Annotated in this window: 17 protein-coding genes and 1 tRNA gene; 16 read left to right on the top strand and 2 right to left on the bottom strand. The window is 54.4% G+C overall.

Annotated elements, in window-relative coordinates; all coding sequences use genetic code 11:
* Positions 1-56 precede the first annotated feature (56 nt).
* The 9 genes from ACFQI7_RS16405 (at position 57) to ACFQI7_RS16365 (ending at position 9,561) form a co-directional block, all read left to right on the top strand.
* Positions 57-1,586: a spore germination protein gene (locus ACFQI7_RS16405; RefSeq protein WP_218102440.1), complete on the top strand. Its 1,530-nt coding sequence runs from the start codon at positions 57-59 to the stop codon at positions 1,584-1,586.
* A gap of 27 nt (positions 1,587-1,613) precedes the next feature.
* Complete coding sequence (locus ACFQI7_RS16400; protein WP_230415592.1) at positions 1,614-2,825, top strand: Ger(x)C family spore germination protein; 1,212 nt, start codon at positions 1,614-1,616, stop codon at positions 2,823-2,825.
* 7 nt (positions 2,826-2,832) lie between these two features.
* Positions 2,833-3,066, top strand: a complete 234-nt coding sequence (locus tag ACFQI7_RS16395; protein ID WP_218102441.1) for a hypothetical protein — start codon at positions 2,833-2,835, stop codon at positions 3,064-3,066.
* Between the two features lie 60 nt (positions 3,067-3,126).
* Entirely contained in the window at positions 3,127-4,239 is a 1,113-nt protein-coding gene (locus ACFQI7_RS16390) for a GerAB/ArcD/ProY family transporter (protein WP_230415594.1), read from the top strand.
* A 104-nt stretch (positions 4,240-4,343) separates the two neighbouring features.
* On the top strand, positions 4,344-5,282 hold the full coding sequence (pstC, locus tag ACFQI7_RS16385; RefSeq protein WP_218102443.1) for a phosphate ABC transporter permease subunit PstC: 939 nt from the start codon (positions 4,344-4,346) through the stop codon (positions 5,280-5,282).
* Positions 5,279-6,136, top strand: a complete 858-nt coding sequence (pstA, locus tag ACFQI7_RS16380) for a phosphate ABC transporter permease PstA (RefSeq protein WP_218102444.1) — start codon at positions 5,279-5,281, stop codon at positions 6,134-6,136. The genes pstC and pstA overlap by 4 nt, the downstream gene beginning before the upstream one ends.
* Positions 6,137-6,147: 11 nt before the next feature.
* The gene (gene pstB, locus ACFQI7_RS16375) at positions 6,148-6,927 is read left to right on the top strand and encodes a phosphate ABC transporter ATP-binding protein PstB (RefSeq protein WP_218102463.1); all 780 of its coding nucleotides are present in this window, start codon (positions 6,148-6,150) and stop codon (positions 6,925-6,927) included.
* A gap of 33 nt (positions 6,928-6,960) precedes the next feature.
* Positions 6,961-7,620 (top strand): phosphate signaling complex protein PhoU, encoded by a 660-nt coding sequence (phoU, locus tag ACFQI7_RS16370; RefSeq protein WP_218102445.1) that lies wholly within the window; start codon positions 6,961-6,963, stop codon positions 7,618-7,620.
* A 120-nt stretch (positions 7,621-7,740) separates the two neighbouring features.
* A complete protein-coding gene (locus tag ACFQI7_RS16365; protein WP_218102446.1) occupies positions 7,741-9,561 on the top strand; it encodes a GGDEF domain-containing protein in 1,821 nt (606 codons plus the stop codon).
* Here the strand turns inward: ACFQI7_RS16365 and ACFQI7_RS16360 are convergent.
* Complete coding sequence (locus ACFQI7_RS16360) at positions 9,524-10,282, bottom strand: HAD family hydrolase (protein ID WP_218102447.1); 759 nt, start codon at positions 10,280-10,282, stop codon at positions 9,524-9,526. The genes ACFQI7_RS16365 and ACFQI7_RS16360 overlap by 38 nt on opposite strands.
* A 182-nt stretch (positions 10,283-10,464) precedes the next feature.
* On the opposite strand from ACFQI7_RS16360, the gene polA reads away from it, so the two are divergent.
* The 5 genes from polA to ACFQI7_RS16335 all read left to right on the top strand — a co-directional run bounded on the left by polA (position 10,465) and on the right by ACFQI7_RS16335 (position 16,005).
* Positions 10,465-13,146, top strand: coding sequence for a DNA polymerase I (gene polA / locus ACFQI7_RS16355; protein WP_218102448.1), 2,682 nt, complete (start codon positions 10,465-10,467; stop codon positions 13,144-13,146).
* A 23-nt stretch (positions 13,147-13,169) separates the two neighbouring features.
* Positions 13,170-14,027: a DNA-formamidopyrimidine glycosylase gene (gene mutM, locus ACFQI7_RS16350; protein WP_218102449.1), complete on the top strand. Its 858-nt coding sequence runs from the start codon at positions 13,170-13,172 to the stop codon at positions 14,025-14,027.
* A gap of 70 nt (positions 14,028-14,097) precedes the next feature.
* Positions 14,098-14,805 (top strand): MntP/YtaF family protein, encoded by a 708-nt coding sequence (locus ACFQI7_RS16345; RefSeq protein WP_218102450.1) that lies wholly within the window; start codon positions 14,098-14,100, stop codon positions 14,803-14,805.
* 28 nt (positions 14,806-14,833) lie between these two features.
* Positions 14,834-15,430: a dephospho-CoA kinase gene (coaE, locus tag ACFQI7_RS16340; protein WP_218102451.1), complete on the top strand. Its 597-nt coding sequence runs from the start codon at positions 14,834-14,836 to the stop codon at positions 15,428-15,430.
* Positions 15,427-16,005 carry a lytic transglycosylase domain-containing protein gene (locus ACFQI7_RS16335; protein WP_218102452.1) on the top strand — a complete coding sequence of 193 codons (579 nt, stop codon included), beginning with the start codon at positions 15,427-15,429 and terminating at the stop codon, positions 16,003-16,005. The genes coaE and ACFQI7_RS16335 overlap by 4 nt, the downstream gene beginning before the upstream one ends.
* An 89-nt stretch (positions 16,006-16,094) precedes the next feature.
* Here ACFQI7_RS16335 and ACFQI7_RS16330 read toward each other — a convergent pair whose 3' ends face one another.
* Positions 16,095-16,319 (bottom strand): alpha/beta-type small acid-soluble spore protein, encoded by a 225-nt coding sequence (locus ACFQI7_RS16330; protein ID WP_218102453.1) that lies wholly within the window; start codon positions 16,317-16,319, stop codon positions 16,095-16,097.
* 99 nt (positions 16,320-16,418) lie between these two features.
* On the opposite strand from ACFQI7_RS16330, the gene nrdR reads away from it, so the two are divergent.
* Positions 16,419-16,901 (top strand): transcriptional regulator NrdR, encoded by a 483-nt coding sequence (gene nrdR, locus ACFQI7_RS16325; protein ID WP_218094547.1) that lies wholly within the window; start codon positions 16,419-16,421, stop codon positions 16,899-16,901.
* Positions 16,902-16,997: 96 nt separating this feature from the next.
* Positions 16,998-17,070: transfer RNA gene (locus tag ACFQI7_RS16320), tRNA-Ala, on the top strand.
* Positions 17,071-17,425 lie beyond the last annotated feature (355 nt).

Genomic DNA, 17,425 nt, shown 5'->3' with positions numbered 1-17,425 from the left:
AAAAAATAGCAATATAGGAAATATATAATAGATCGGTGCGAAGGAGGTGTTCGATTATGGAAGCTTCATCGCCAAAGCAGCAGCTGCTTGCGGAATTAACGAAAAACCTGCAGACGATAAAAAGTGCCTTGGGAAACAGCACCGATATTATTATCAAAGAAATACCGATCGGATCGGATGGCAGCATTCCGGCAGGCATTATTTATACGGACGGTTTGGCCGACGCGGCCAGCATATTGGAAGCTTTGATGCTCGAAGTCCGGGAAGCCGGACTCGAGCCCGGCGCGGCAGCCGGGAAGTCGCCGCTAGGCGTGCTCAAAGATTTCATTCTCGCGGTTGGCGACGTTCGGGAGATCGCCGATTATGAAACGCTCTATACCGCAGTATTGTCCGGCGATACCGTCATTTTGCTGGATGGCTGCGCGCAAGGGCTGGCGGCCAGCAAACGGCAGTGGAAAGACCGCGGCGTCACCGAGCCTTCGGCGCAGACGGTTGTCCGCGGGCCGAAGGAAGGCTTCTCGGAGTCGCTGCGCACGAATACCGCCTTGGTTCGAAGGCGGATCAAAGACCCGCATCTGTGGCTGGAGACGATGCCTATCGGGCGGGTGACGAAAACCGATGTCGCCGTCATGTACATCAAAGGGATTGCCAATGAAGACGTGCTGCGGGAAGTCAAGTCGAGACTGAACCGCATCGATATCGACGGCATTCTGGAAAGCGGCTATGTCGAGGAATTGATCCAGGATGTGACGTTTACTCCCTTTCCGACGATTTTCAATACGGAGCGTCCCGATGCCGTAGCGGCCGATCTGCTCGAAGGCAAAATCGCGATTCTTGTCGACGGCACCCCGTTTGCGATGACGGTGCCGGCACTGTTCATCCAATTTTTTCAAGCGAGTGAGGATTATTATCAACGTTGGGACTTCGCGACGCTGCTAAGGATACTGCGATTTCTTTCTTTATTTATCGCGCTGCTGGCGCCGTCGCTCTACATCGCCATTACGACATTTCATCAGGAGCTGCTGCCTACGCCGCTGCTGATTGGGCTCGCGGCCCAGCGCGAAGGCATTCCGTTCCCCGCGTTTATCGAAGCCGTCATGATGGAGCTTACATTCGAAATATTGCGGGAGGCCGGCGTAAGGATGCCGAGGGCCATCGGGCAATCCGTATCGATCGTAGGAACGCTGGTCATAGGCCAAGCAGCGGTCGAAGCGGGGCTTGTATCGCCTGCGATGGTCATCGTTGTCGCCATTACGGCGATTTCGAATTTCGTCATTCCCGCTTTTAACATGGGCATCTCCATTCGAATCATCCGCTTCGGGCTGATGGGGCTTGCCGCGACCTTCGGGTTATTCGGCATTACCGTCGGGCTCGTCGCGCTCGTCTTGCACTTGTGCAGTTTGCGTTCTTTCGGTATTCCGTACATGGCGCCGTTCGCTCCTTTTATCGTGCAGGATCAGAAGGATTCGATACTCCGTCTGCCCCAGTGGGCACTCTTCTCCCGGCCGCGGCTGATCAGCCAAAACAATATGATTCGGGAGCGGAACAATGCGCCGGCCAAATCGGAATCGAAGGCAGGCCCGTAATATGACGTAGAGAAAGGATCGGTACCGATGAGACGAATGATCGGAACGCTGCTGGCGCTTGTTCTCTTGGGTGCGGTAACGACCGGTTGCTGGAACCGGCGGGAGCTGAACGATCTGGCGATTACGGTCGCGCTGGGCATCGACAAAATCGGAAATGAATTTCGGGTATCGGCCCAATTGGTGAATCCGAGCGAAATTGCCGCGAGAAAGGGAAGCACCAGCAAAGGCGCGCCGGTCGTGACTTATTCGGAGACGGGGGGCACTGTATTCGAGGCGCTGCGCAAAATGACGACCCAATCGCCGAGGAAGCTGTATTTATCGCATCTGCGGATGCTTGTCGTCAGCGAGCCGCTGGCCAGAGAGGGGATCGCGAAATTGCTCGACGTATTGTCGAGGGCCCATGAGCTGCGCACCGATTTTTTTATCGTGGTCGCCCGAAGCGCAAGCGCCAAAGAAATGCTTGATACGTATACCGTGCCACAGGAAATCATTCCCGCCAACCATATGTTCAAGACGATCGATATATCAAGCGCATTATGGGCCGCCTCAGGCAAAAAAACGATCGATGAACTCATCTCGGATATGATCAGCAAAGGCAAGGAGCCGGTGCTTACGGGAATTGGAATTTTCGGGGATACCGACAGGGATAAGACGGGAACCGAAGAAAACGTGCGCCATATCGTTCCTCTGTCCACGCTGCATATTGTGGGGTTGGCGGTATTTAAAAACGATAAATTGATCGGGTGGTTAAACGATGAGGAGAGCCAAGCCTATAACTATGTACTTGACAAAGTAAAAGGCACAGCGGGGCAGTTGGCTTGTCCCAAGGGCGGCAAATTAACGCTGGAAATCATACGCACCAAATCGGAAATCAAAGGGAAGCTCACGGACGGTCAACCTGCGGTAGACGTGAAACTTCGACTGGAAAACGATGTCACGGACGTCGAATGCGATATCGATCTGAACGATGTCGAAACGATTGCCGAATTGGAGCGAATCGCCGAAAAGAAAGTAAAGCAGTTCATCGTTCATACGATCCGCAAAGCGCAAACCAAGTGGCATGCGGATATATTCGGTTTCGGCGAAGCGATTCATCGAGCTGAGCCGAAAGCATGGAAAAAAATCGAGAACCGATGGGATTCGGTTTTTGCCGAGCTGCCGGTCAACGTAAATGTCGATGTGAAAATTAGACGCCTCGGTACCGTTTCGGATCCGTTTATGAAATTGATGAAGGAGTAGAGAACGTATGTGGGCGATTATCGGCGTATTGCTGGCTGCAGCGGTCATCGGTTTGATCGAAATTCCTTCCCTCGTGAGAAGAAAGTTGAAAAAAGAGCTGGTTTGCTTTTCGCTATTATTGCTGCTGGCAACTGGCTTTAGCATAGCCAAAAGCATGCAGCTGCAAATACCGAATCCGCTGGACTGGATTACTGTCGTATATCAGCCGATGAGCGACGCCATAACTTCATGGTTAGGCTGACGGATCTGTTGAAAAGGCGGACGTGAAATATAGGGTACAGGCGATGGGGGTGCAGTGCTCATGCGTGAAAACAAAATTTCGGTTCGGCAATTTAGCGTGCTGATCGCCTTTTTTACGATCGGCACCACCATCCTGATCATTCCGGCGGGGCTAGCGATTGAGGCCAAGCAGGATGCATGGATTGCGTCGATTGTCGGCGTCGTCGCAATGCTCCTGGTCGTACTGCTCTACAATTCGCTCGGGAAGCGCATCCCGAACGTGAGTCTGGTGCAGTACAACGACATACTGTTTGGCAGGTGGGCCGGGAAAATCGTATCGCTTCTCCTTGTCTTTTTCGCATTTATCGGATCGTCGACGCTGCTGTTTTACGTCGGCAATTTTATGACGACGCAGGTGATGCCGGATACGCCGATCCAATTCATCAACATGCTGTTCATTTCCATCGTTGTGATGGGGCTGCGGCTCGGACTTGAGACGCTCGCGCGCGCCGCGGAAATCTTTTTCCCGTGGTTCGTCATGCTGTTCTTGGTATTGTTTTTATTTCTGGTCCCGGAAATCGAACTGCCCAAAATGCAGCCCGTCTTCGAGAGCGGCGCAAAGCCGATTCTAAAAGCCGCTTTGTCCCTTGTGGCCACCGCTTCGTTTACGCAAATCGTCATGCTGATGATTATTCCCGTTCATGTGACGAATCCGGACAAAGCAAGAAAAGCGTATTACGTCTCCACCCTGATCGGCGGTGCCTTCATTATCCTGGTCACATTCCTTTGCATATCGGTGCTCGGTGTGGACACAACCTCGAGAAACGTATATCCAAGCTATGCCTTAACCAAAAAAATAAGTATCGGCCATTTTGTTGAGCGGATCGAATCGTTGATGGCCGGTTTATGGTTTATGTCGATTTATTTTAAAATGACGCTGTACTTTTACGCCTGCACCATAGGCATTGCTCAAATGCTGAAACTAAAAGACTATCGACCGCTTTGTCTGCCGCTCGGGATGATCGTGGTCGTATTTTCGCTCGTCGTTTACCCGAACGTCACCTATATGGCGCATTGGGATTCCACGGTATATATCCCGTATGCGACGTCGATCGGACTTCTGTTGCCTCTGCTGATGCTCGTTATCTCCTTCTTTAAAGAAAAGAAGCGGGGGCAGGCGAAATTTCCGCGATAACTTTTACATTCCCTTAACATTTCTCGTTCTTTGTCCTAACACTCGTAAATTAAGATGAGAACAGGGTAAGGTTAAGGTGAATTTATTGCAGGGGGTATCGCCACATGAATTCGTTCGCCGATCAAATAACGGAACGCGTGAAGGCAGAACACAACGATAACAATGCGAATCGGTGGACGCAGGCGCAGAACGTCAGCGACCGGCTTATGCGATGGGTATTTGCCGGCAGCGCCGTGCTCGTATCGATCATTATATTTTCCATCATCGCTTTTGTCGGTTGGAAAGGCGTCAGAACGTTTGCGGACGTCTCGCCTCTCGAATTTTTCTTCTCGACCGACTGGACGCCGTCGCAAAATAAATTCGGCGCTTTTCCGTTTTTGTACAGCACCATCCTGTTGACGCTGCTCTCCGTGCTCATGTCGCTGCCGCTTGCACTGTCGGGCGCCGTGTTCATGGCGAAGATTGCGCCGGCGTGGATGCGGGAAATATTGCGTCCGGCGACGGATCTGTTCGTCGGCATTCCATCCGTCGTTTACGGATTAGTCGGCTTGACCGTGATCGTGCCGTTTCTGGCCAAGTTTAACGAAGGGCTCGGGTACGGGATACTGCCGGCTGCCATCATTCTTGCCATTATGATTTTACCGACGATATTGTCGATTTCGGAGGATGCGATCCGCGCGCTTCCGGGACGGCTGGAAGAAGCTTCGCTTGCACTGGGAGCCACCCGCTGGCAGACGATCTGGAAAGTATTGCTTCCGGCGGCTCGGCCGGGCATTTTGACCGGGGTCATTCTCGGCATGGGCCGGGCGATCGGGGAGACGATGGCGGTGTTCATGGTGATCGGGAATTCGCCGCAAATGCCGAAATCGCTGCTCGATTCAACGACGGTGCTGACGACGGCGATCGTCAAAGATATGGGGAACACGCACTACGGCAGTACGTGGAACAACGCGCTCTTTTTGATGGCGCTGATGCTGCTGCTCATTTCGCTGTTCCTGATCGTGGTCATCCGAATCGTAGCGAAGAGGAGCGAACTGAAATGACTAGCAAACATACAGACCGTTTGGCGACGATCTACTTTTGGGCGACCGGGTGCATCATCATCGTGCTGCTCGGTTGGTTTCTCGTCCGGATACTGGGCGACGGCCTTCCGATGCTTTCATGGAAATTCATTACCGGCAAACCGTCGGAAATTATGGCGGGCGGCGGCGTAGGTCCGCAGCTGTTCAACTCGTTCTATATCTTGTTTCTATCGCTGCTGTTCTCGCTGCCCATCGGCGTCGGCGCAGGCGTGTATCTGGCGATCTACGCGAAGAAAAATCGTTTCACCGAAATCATTCGCGTTTCCGTCGAGGCGCTCTCTTCCGTGCCTTCCATTGTGTTCGGTTTGTTCGGTTTTTTGCTCTTCGTCAACTGGATGGGGCTCAAATTCTCGATCATCGGCGGTGCGGCGACGTTATCGCTGCTCAATTTGCCGGTGCTCGTCCGGGTGACGGAAGAGGCGATACGTGCCGTTCCCGACTCGTACTGGGAAGCTTCGCTTGCGCTCGGCTCCACCCGCTGGCAGGCGATTCGCAAGGTAATGCTTCCCGCGGCGCTGCCGAGTCTGATTACCGGCATTACGCTGGTGGCCGGCCGGGCGCTTGGGGAATCGGCCATTCTTATTTACACGGCGGGGCTGTCGGTATCCCGGTTCTTCCCGGATTTCAACCCGCTCAGCATGGGGGAAACGCTGTCCGTTCATTTGTGGTATGTGCAGTCCGAAGCGATCGTGCCGGACGCCCGGGATATCGCCAAAGGCAGCGCCGCACTGCTTCTCATTGTAGTGCTGCTGTTTAACCTGCTCATTGCCATACCAAGCCGCCTGCTTCAGAAAAAACTGTCGGGAGGGAAATAACGATGACCTTGATGACTGCCGAAAATCAAACCGCCGAGCGGACGAAAATCAAAGTGAATCAATTGAACTTGTATTATGGCGATAACCATGCGCTTCATAATATCGATCTGGAGATCGAGCAGAACGCCATTGCCGCCTTGATCGGCCCGTCGGGCTGCGGCAAATCGACTTTCCTTCGCACGCTCAACCGAATGAACGATCTTATCGATAGTGTGCGCGTCAGTGGAAATATTTATGTGGACGGGCAAAATATATACGATTCAAGCACGGACGTCGTATCGCTGCGCAAAAAAGTCGGTATGGTGTTCCAGCGGCCGAATCCGTTCCCGATGAGCATATACGATAATATCGCTTATGGGCCGCGCATCCATGGAACGCGCAAAAAAGCGGTGCTCGATGAAATTGTCGAGCGCAGCTTGCAGCAGGCAGCTTTATGGGACGAAGTAAAAGACCGGCTGAACAAGTCCGCGCTCGGGTTGTCCGGAGGCCAGCAGCAGCGTCTGTGCATCGCGCGGCTTCTCGCCGTCGAACCGGACGTCCTGCTCATGGATGAGCCGACTTCGGCGCTCGATCCGATCTCTACGCTGAAGGTGGAAGAGCTGACGCAAGTGCTGAAAGACAAGTATACGATTATTATCGTTACGCATAACATGCAGCAGGCTGCCCGGATATCGGATACGACCGCATTTTTCCTGAACGGGGTGCTCGTGGAGACGGACAAGACCGATAAAATTTTTACGACGCCGTCGGATCAAAGAACGGAAGATTACATTACCGGACGTTTCGGATAACGTACCTTACATTGTTAAAAAGGTGGATGGTTCATGGATAACCGGCTTCTGTTTCACCAATCGTTAAATCAACTGCAGCATTCGTTGCTCGATATGGGGAGCCGGGTCGAACAGCTTATTCATCAGGCCGTCGACGCGCTGGCCCGCATGGATGAGCCGCTCGCCAAACAGACGATCGAGCAGGATGACGAAATCGACGAGATGATGATCCGCATCGAAGAAGACGCCCTGCGGCTTATCGCGCTGCAGCAGCCGATGGGCAGCGATTTGCGCATTCTCAGCACGGCGATCAAAATCGCCACCGATCTCGAACGGATCGCCGATCATGCCGTCGATATCGCCAAAATTTGCGTTCGTCTGAACGGCGAACAGCTGGTCAAGCCGCTCGTCGACATTCCGAAGATGGCGGAGCTTGCCAAGGCGATGCTGCGGGAGAGCTTGCTCTCCTACACGGAGCGGGACGTTCACCGGGCTTCCGCCCTGGCCGGTAAAGACGATGAGGTGGATAAGCTGTACAGCACCGTAGTCCTCGACGTCAACGCTCTCATGGGGAACGATTTCGCGAAAAACCGGCAGCTGTCGCAATTGATGCTGGCGGCGCATTTCCTCGAACGGGTGGCCGACCATACGACGAACATCGGCGAAGGCGTCATCTATATGGTGACAGGCAAACGCAAAGATTTGAATCAATAACCGGCAGCGGGGCTGCGCCGTTCCGGCGCAGCCTATTCGGACTGGAGAAGATGCGCTATATCGGCATCCGGACCGACTTGCGACCGAATTGTAAAAAGTCCGAGAGAAGTAGGGATCAATATGGCACACGACCGCAGCTTGCTTCCGGAAACGGGCGAACGGCACACCATTCGCGAAGAATTGCAGCGTATTTTGCGCGACGGCAGCGTTCGCTCCTTCTATCAACCGATTCTCTCTTTGGCCGACGGAACGGTCCTCGGCTACGAGGCGCTGTCCCGCGGGCCGGAAGGAAGCCCGCTGCATGCGCCGCTGAAGCTGTTCGAGGCGGCCGAGGCGGAAGGGCTGCTGTACCCGCTTGACCGGCTTGCGCGCGAAAAGGCGATTCAGAGCGCCTGTGTCCGTCCGCAAGAACAATTGCTGTTCCTCAATTTATCCGCTAACATATTGCAGGACCCGAAGTTCGCTCCGGGCAAAACGCTCGAGCTTCTGAGGGCCAAAGGACTGCGCCCCGGCAACGTCGTCTTTGAAATTACGGAGCGCAGCTCGATTGAAGATTTCGGCGCGGTCAAACGCATCCTCGACCATTACCGCCAGCAAGGCTACCGGATCGCGATCGACGACGCCGGGGCCGGCTATTCCTCGCTTCAAGCCATCGCCGAACTGCACCCGGATTTTATCAAAATGGACCGTTCGCTCATTCGGGATGTGCATTTGTCCAAAACGAAGGAATACATCCTCGAAACGATGGTCTCCTTTGCGCGAAAGCTGCAAATTTTCATTATCGCGGAAGGCATCGAAACGATGGATGAGCTGTTCAAGCTAACGCGCGTGGGCATTCATTACGGGCAGGGCTATTTGCTCGGACGCCCCGATCCGGAGGAAGCGCGCATCCGTCCCGAATTGACGGAGCATATCGTCCGAAACAGCATTAGCGAAAAAATGACCGGAGGCCTGTGGGAGATCGGAGATCTGGCTTTTGCGTGCCAGTGCTTTGAGAAGGGAACCCCGATCTCCGTCGTCGCCGGCTATTTTCACGGCAACGAGAATGCGCCCGGTGCCGTCATCGTAGCGGACGGGGTACCGGTCGGCCTGATGATGCGCGAGCGGCTGTTTCAGCAGCTGGCCGGCCAGTACGGCTACTCGCTGTTCTGGAACCGTTCCATCGAGCATGTCATGGACGATAAGCCGCTTGTCGTGGACGAGCATATGCCGGTGGAGGATGTATCGCAGCTGGCGACCTCCCGCGACATTCACAACTTGTACGACCACGTGATCATCACGTCGCAAGGCCTCTTCCGCGGAGCTGCATCGATCCGGTCGATTCTGGAGTGCATCACGAACATTCGCATGGAAAGCGCCAAGGTGGCGAGCCCGCTGACGGGGCTCCCCGGCAATATTCAAATTCACCGCGAGCTGAACAAACGGCTGTCCGAAAGGAAACGGTTCTCGGTCATCTATGCCGATCTCGATTATTTCAAGTGGTACAATGACAGGTACGGCTTTCAAAAAGGCGATCAGCTGATCCAGTATACGGCCGATTGCATTCAGCAAGCGATCGTGACGACGGGACATCCTCACGATTTCGTGGGGCATATCGGCGGGGACGATTTCATCGCGATGACGTCCGTCGGCGAGCCGGAGAAAGTGTGTGCGGAAATGATCCGGCGATATGATCAGGGGATCGGGCTGTTCTATGAGGATGGGGAGCGGATCGTGGAAGACCGCAGCGGCCGCCGGATTGAGGGGGGCGGGGTCACCTTGTCGTTATCGCTGCTTGTATGCGAAAGCGATGCCGCCGTAACGCCGGAGCAAATCTCGCAAGCGGCCGCAGCGCTAAAAAAACAGGCGAAAGCATGCCGCGGCAGCGTATGCTGCCGCGGCACCGTCGGCGCGCCCCATGAAGCTACGGCAGCAGCTCGCGAAGCTGATCGAGGCGTTTGATCAAATACACATACCTTCGTCCCAGCCGCTGGCGGGATATTTTTTTGTCCGTCGCCGCGGAAGAGGACTGCTGCAGCCACACGGCATCCATTCCGGCCTTAACGGCGCCGCATACATCATGTTTCCAGGAATTTCCCACCATAATGACCTGCCTCGGCGCGACCTGAAGCGTATGCATTGCGGCTTGGAACAAATGCGGAGACGGTTTTTTGTCCCCGTGCCTTTGCGTAGTAAACACATGCTCCGCGGGAAAAAAGGAATCGAGCCCGAAACGCCCGAGCATATGCAGCACTTCGGTTTGGGAGCTGTTGCTGATGATCGCCAGGCGATACGCCTTCGACAGCAGCTCCAGCGTTTCGTACGCCTGCGGCGATACCGTCTTCGCGCTCGTCTGCATCCAGCGCACCTCCTGAATGAAGCTCTCCGCCATGCTGCCGGAGACAGGCAAGTCCAAGGCGTGAAACGCATCCCGCAAGCATTGCTGCTGCAGCTCGTCAAGCTGCCGAAAGCCCGTTTTTCCTTTGCGCCGCTGCTGCCACCGGGTCATATATTGCTCCCATAGCTGTTCCGCCCGCACGTCATCGTCGTGCACCCATCGTCCGGCATACGTTTCCCATACGCTGCGGAAGCACGTTTCGAAGCTCAACTCTTGCTGTACCAGCGTTTGATTGACATCGAAGCAGATGGCGCGTTTGCCGTGCGCCCGTACCGTTTCATTCATGGCCTTCCTCCGATCTCCTTCCCGTACGCTCATGGTGGTCCTGAAGGATCGAGTTAGTTTCATTTTATGCGGCAAAATCGGCCGTCACCCCTTTTTCCGGCAAGGAGACAAAGCTTTTTTTCTGGTGTCCCGCATGCTATCATGTATAGTGAGCAAGCAGGTTATGGAATGAGGTGTAGCATTTGTCCAAGCTGATATTGATCGACGGTAACAGCATTGCGTACCGGGCGTTTTTTGCGCTTCCGCTGCTGAGCAATTCGAAAGGATTGCATACGAATGCGGTATTCGGTTTCACCACAATGCTGTTAAAACTGCTGGAAGAACAGAAGCCGACGCATTTCCTTGTGGCGTTCGACGCCGGGAAAGCGACGTTCAGACATAAAGGATATACCGAATACAAAGGCGGAAGGGAAAAGACGCCTTCGGAGCTGTCGGAACAGTTTCCCGTTCTGCGAGAGCTGCTCGAGTCATTCGGCATTCGCCACTTCGAGCTCGACGGCTACGAGGCCGATGACATTATCGGGACGCTTACGCGCATTGCCGATGAGAAGGGCGGTATCGACGTCACCGTCGTAACCGGCGATAAAGATATGCTTCAGCTTGCCTCGGACCGGGTAAGCATCGCGCTCACGCGCAAAGGGATCAGCGAAATCGAGCTGTTCGATCCCGCGTACATTCATGAGAAATACGGGATTAACCCGCAGCAGATCATCGACCTGAAAGGTCTTATGGGCGACCAGTCCGATAATATACCCGGTATTCCCGGGGTAGGCGAGAAGACGGCGCTTAAGCTGCTGCACGAGTACGGCTCGGTCGAGCGGGTGCTCGAGAACGCTTCCCAGATCAAAGGGAAGATGGGCGAGAAGGTTGCAGCCCATGCGGACGACGCCCGGATGAGCAAGGAACTGGCGACGATATACCGCGAGGTGCCGATGGATCTTACTTGGGACGAGCTGTCGTATCAGGGATACGAGGACCAGACGCTCGGCGATATGTTCCGCAGGCTGGAGTTCAAATCGCTGATCGAACGGCTGAATTTATCGGCTCCCGGCTCGTCTGCGGGTGCGGCTGAAATCGCGGAAGACGAGGCGCTGGACTTGATCGAAGTAACGGCGGACAACCTGGACAAGCTGATTCAGGCGCTGCCGCTTGTGAAAGCTTTGCATGTCGAGGTGATCGGGGACAATCCGCACAATTCGGAAGTACTCGGCGTCGCATTTTGCGCGCCGGGAGAGGCGGACGGCAATACGGCATGCTATTACGCCCCGTTTCGGGTGCTGCAGGGAGAGGCGGCCGCCGATGTACGGGCATGGTTTGCTTCGGACAACAAGTCGGTTTCGTTGTACGACCTTCACCGGTCGGTCGTTGCGCTCGCATGGCAGGGCATTGAGCTTCGCGGCGTGGCGTTTGACGTGCTGCTCGCGGGTTATTTGCTCGACCCGACGGAATCGGCCTTGACGCTGAACGGGTTAACCGCGCGCTACGGCCTGCCCGCGCTGCAGGCGGACGAGGATGTGTTCGGCAAAGGCGCAAAGTTCCAAGTTCCTGCGGCGGACGTGCTGGCTAGTTTCATGGGCCGCAAAGCCGCGGCTACGTTCAAGCTGGCGGCAAAGCTGACGGAGGCGCTCGAAGAAAGCGATATGCATACGCTGTTCTACGAGCTGGAGCAGCCGCTCGCGCATGTGCTTGCCGCAATGGAACGGCAAGGCATCAAGGTGGATGCGGAGGAGCTCAAAGCGTACGGCGCGGAGCTCGGCAAGCAGCTCGACGTGATCATGCAGTCGATCTACGATGCGGTCGGCATGGAATTCAACATCAACTCGCCGAAGCAGCTCGGAGACATCTTGTTCGAGAAGCTTCAGCTGCCCGTCGTGAAGAAGACGAAAACCGGATACTCCACGGATGCCGAAGTGCTTGAAAAGCTCGAGCCTTACCATCCGATGGTCGGCCATATATTGAATTACCGGACGCTTGCCAAGCTCCAATCGACTTATGTCGAAGGATTGCTGAAGGAAGTGCGTCCGACTACGGGCAAGGTTCATACGTATTACAAGCAGACGATCGCCGCGACCGGACGGCTCAGCAGTCAATATCCGAATTTGCAGAACATCCCGATCCGGCTCGAGGAAGGACGCAAAATCCGCAAAGTATTCGTTCCGTCCGAGCCGGGCTGGCGCATTTTGACTGCGGACTATTCGCAGATCGAGCTGCGGGTGCTCGCACATATTTCGCAGGACGCGAAGCTGATCGAAGCGTTTCAAAACAATATGGACATTCATACGAAAACGGCGATGGACGTGTTCGGCGTGTCCGAGGATGGCGTCGATGCGAATATGCGCCGGCAGGCAAAAGCCGTGAACTTCGGCATCGTATACGGCATCAGCGATTACGGTTTATCCCAGAACTTGAACATTACCCGAAAGGAAGCGGCGAGTTTTATCGAACAATATTTTGCCGTCTTCCAGGGGGTACGCGGATATATGGACGATATCGTGAAAAAAGCGCGGCAGGACGGCTACGTGACGACGCTGCTGCAGCGCCGCCGTTATTTGCCGGAAATTACCGCGTCGAACTTTAACTTGCGTTCCTTCGCGGAACGGACGGCGATGAATACGCCGATTCAAGGAACGGCCGCGGATATTATTAAGCTGGCCATGGTGCAGATGGATGAGCGGATGCGCCGCGAAGGCGTCCGCAGCCGCATGCTGCTGCAGGTGCATGACGAATTGGTGTTCGAGGTGCCGGAAGACGAGCTGGAACGCATGAAGGCGATCGTCGCCGAAGTGATGGAAGGCGCGCTGAAGCTCGATGTTCCGCTGAAGGTGGACGTCGATGCGGGTGCGAACTGGTACGAGGCGAAGTAATTTACATCAGGGAGGGACAGGCCATGCCGGAATTGCCGGAGGTCGAGACGGTACGCCGTACGTTGGAGCAACTGGTGATCGGCAAGACGGTGGAACGCGTATCGGTGCTGCTGAAACGGATCATTCAGCTTCCCGACGACGCGGAAGCGTTCGCGCTGCTGCTGCAGGGTGAGACGATCCGCTCCGTTCAGCGGCGCGGAAAGTTCCTCCGCTTCCTATTCGATCATTATACGATGGTTTCCCATCTCCGTATGGAGGGGCGATACGGCGTATACGGCGCAGACGAGCCGATGGAGCCGCATACGCATGTCGTATTTCATTTTACCGACGGGACCGAACTGCGCTATAAGGACGTGCGGCAGTTCGGAACGATGCATATTTTTCCGTTAAACCAAGATTTGTCGGAGCTCCCGCTGAAAAAACTGGGGCTTGAGCCGCTGGACGATTCGTTTACGCTCGAAGCGTTCCGGGAAAAGCTGGGGAAGCGCACGACCAAAATCAAGCCGTTGCTGCTCAATCAGGAATATATTGTAGGCATCGGGAATATTTATGTGGATGAGTCCTTGTTTCAGGCGGGAATCCACCCGGAGCGAGAGGCGAACACGTTGAGCAAAGAAGAACAGGCCAAGCTGTACGAGGCGATTATTGCGACGCTGAACGAGGCGGTGGCTGCCGGAGGTTCTTCCGTCAAATCGTACGTCAACGGCCAGGGCGAGATCGGGATGTTCCAGCATCAGCTCAAAATGTACGGGCGTAATGCGGAGCCGTGCATTAACTGCGGACACGTGATCGAGAAAACGGTTGTTGCGGGTCGCGGCACCCACTACTGCCCGCAATGCCAGCCGCTGAAACGACCTAGAACGAAACGAAGCCGTTCGTAAGAACGCAGGCACACCCCGCCCATTCCTCCCATATAGTGAAAAGTGAGGTTTATCGAGGGAGGGAATAGGCATGCTGTCTGTCGTCTCGTTGTTGCTGCTAGCGCTGGCTGTCAGTCTTGACGGTTTTGGCGTCGGGGTCATGTACGGTTTGCGAAAAATCCGTATTCCGCTGCCGTCCGTCGCCATCATCTCGTTATGTTCGGGCATTATCATTTATTTGTCGATGCAAATCGGCGTATGGATCAGCCGGTTTGTCGACCCGTCGTTCGCGAAAACGATCGGCGCTGTCATCTTGATGGGGATCGGATTGTGGGCCATCTACCAGATGCTTACCGAGAAGCACGAAAGTGCGGAGCAGGAAGCGGGGAAGCCGCCGGTCGATACTGCTGCGGAGGCAACCGAAGGCCATCCCGTCGGCGCAGTTGCCGTTACGGCCAAAGAGATCGTGTATATCGAGTTGAAGCGGCTCGGTCTCGTCATTCAAATTCTTCGCACGCCGTCGATTGCGGACATGGACCGGTCCGGCAACATTTCGTCTTCCGAAGCGATGCTGCTCGGCACGGCTCTATCGCTTGACGCCTTCGGTGCCGGATTCGGCGCGGCGCTGCTCGGATTTACGCCTTGGCTGACCGCGGCGGTCATTGCCCTAGCCAGCGGAACGTTTTTGAGTGCGGGACTGTCTTTCGGCTTCCGGTTCGCGAATCTGAAATGGGTTCGCAAGCTATCGATATTGCCTGGATTTGTTTTGATTATCATGGGCATCATGAAATTGTTTTAACACTTCACTTAGAGACCGGGGGATGACCATGAATATCGGATTGACCGGGGGGATTGCCTGCGGTAAAAGCACGGTATCGTCCATGCTCGTCCGCCGCGGCGCGCTGCTGGTAGATGCGGACCAAATCGCCAGAGAAGTTGTGGAGCCGGGCACCCCTGTTTTGGCCAGTGTAATCGAGCGATTCGGAGTAGATCTTCTGCTTCCGGATGGCTCCTTGCACCGCAAGAAGCTTGGCGAGCGCATTTTCGGCGATAAAGAGGCGCGTACGGCGCTAGAGCAGCTTCTTCACCCTTCCATTCGCGCGACCATGAAAGCTCGGATGGAGGCTTACGCAGCGGACTACCCGGACAAGCTGGTCGTCGTCGACGTGCCGCTTTTGTATGAGTCAAAGCTGGAATGGATGTTTGAACAGGTAATGGTTGTTTACGTGCCCCGCGATATTCAAATCCTGCGCCTGATGGAACGGGACAAGCTTATGCGAGAACAAGCGGAGAAGCGTCTGGCCTCGCAGATGCCGATCGAGGACAAGCGGGCGCTTGCCGATTACGTCATCGACAATTCGGGGTCACTGGAGGAAACGGAACGCCAAATCGATACGTTTTGGACGGAGAGGGGGCTGCTATGAGATTTTGGCGGAAAAAGCGGGTATTTGCCCTGCTGCTGCTAACTTTTCTCCTCTTTTTATTTTTGAGCAGCTCTATGATCGGGCGCATGCTGTATCCGATTCAATATGAGAATGAAATCCGCACAAGCGCACAAAAATACGGGCTCGATCCGTTCCTGATCGCAGCGATCATGCGAGTGGAATCGAATTTCAAAACCGGCGTGGAGTCCAAAAAAGGCGCCTACGGCTTAATGCAGCTGATGCCGGACACATCGGATTGGATCATCGACAAAGGGAATTTCTCGAGTAACTACCGCTCACAGCTGGACAACCCTGCCGTAAGCATTGAGCTCGGTTCCTGGTATTTGAACTGGATGCATAAGCAGTTTAACGGGAATATGATCGCCGTTATCGCCGGCTATAACGCGGGGCACGGCAAAGTAAGCCGCTGGCTGCAGGAGCAGGAGTGGGACGGGACGCTCAAAAATACCGATATGATACCCTATGGCGAGACGAGACATTACGTTCAGCGCGTCGTGTATTATTATAATAAATACGATCAATTATACAAGGATGCGTGGAAAGAGGGCAAATAAAAAGCAAAGAAGCATTGGACATGCTCCTTATGCTTGATGCAGCAAGGGCAAACGTCCAATACTTCTTGCGTATTCTTTAAAACGTGTTATTATTTGAATTGACCGGCAAGCGATTGCTCGGCGATTTGCACCAAGCGGCGTGTGATATGACCCCCGATTGCACCTGCATCACGAGTAGCCATATTACCCATGTAACCATCTTGAGGAATGGCGATACCCAATTCCTGAGCTACTTCGTATTTCATTTGATCCAATGCAGCGTTTGCTTGAGGAACGACCAGTACGTTACTGCTGCGGGATTGTCCTGCACCCATGTCTGTTCACCTCCTTGTCGTTGGTAATCCTATTATGCGCGTTTGCGCGCTCTTCATTACAGGGATTCGCTGGCAATATGAAAGGATGTACGTGCGAAAATGAAATGCCCATACTGCGACTATCCGGGCACCAAAGTGCTCGATTCGCGTTCCGCCAATGAGAATAAATCGATTCGCCGCCGCAGAGAATGCGAGAAATGTCAAAAGCGGTTCACCACCTTCGAGATGGTGGAGGAAACGCCGCTGATCGTCATCAAGAAAGACGGCAGCCGTGAAGAATTCAGCCGGGAGAAGATGCTCCGCGGCCTGATTCGCGCTTGCGAGAAGCGGCCGGTCTCCGTGGAACAGCTGGAGAAAATCGTTTCCGAGGTCGAGAAGCAAGTTCGCAATACGGCGCAAGCCGAAGTGGATAGCCGGGAAATCGGCGAAATCGTAATGACTCAGTTGTATCCCGTCGATGAAGTGGCGTATATCCGTTTCGCTTCCGTATACCGTCAGTTCAAGGATATCAATATGTTCATGAAGGAACTGAACGAGTTGTTATCGAAGCATCATGTAGTCGGCGACGGCGGCAAATTGTAGTTCATCATTTTTTTGCGAAAAAAGTTGACAAGCTTTTTGCCGCTGTGATATATTACTTTTTGTCGCCGCTCGGATTGCGGAATAACAAAATAACGCGGGGCCTTAGCTCAGCTGGGAGAGCGCATCGCTGGCAGCGATGAGGTCAGGGGTTCGATCCCCCTAGGCTCCATAAAAAATCGCCACTACGTTAATCGTAGTGGCGATTTTTTTGCAATGGGGAGCGAACCCCTGAAAGGGGGGCGTCCCGCGCGCAGGGAACGGAGTGTACGAGCACGGCGTTTGAATCAACCGCTGCGATCTGCATCTGCGAGATCACTTCCGTCAGCAAGTGAAATGGAGATTCATACATCCCCCTAGGCTCCATAAAAAATCGCCACTACGTTAATCGTAGTGGCGACAGATTGTTGACAAAGCCCCGAATTTTTTCGGGGTTTTGTTTTTAAGGGTACATTTCAATGAATTTTAGCTGATGTGGATTGCAAAATAAGAAAGATCGCCTGCTATCCGGCCCTCTTGCCTAGGAT

It is taken from the genome of Paenibacillus allorhizosphaerae, from assembly GCF_042659105.1.
Taxonomy (GTDB): Bacteria; Bacillota; Bacilli; order Paenibacillales; family NBRC-103111; genus Paenibacillus_G; species Paenibacillus_G allorhizosphaerae.
The sequence above is the reverse complement of the archived record's forward strand: the minus strand, read 5'-3'. Positions and strand labels throughout refer to the sequence as shown.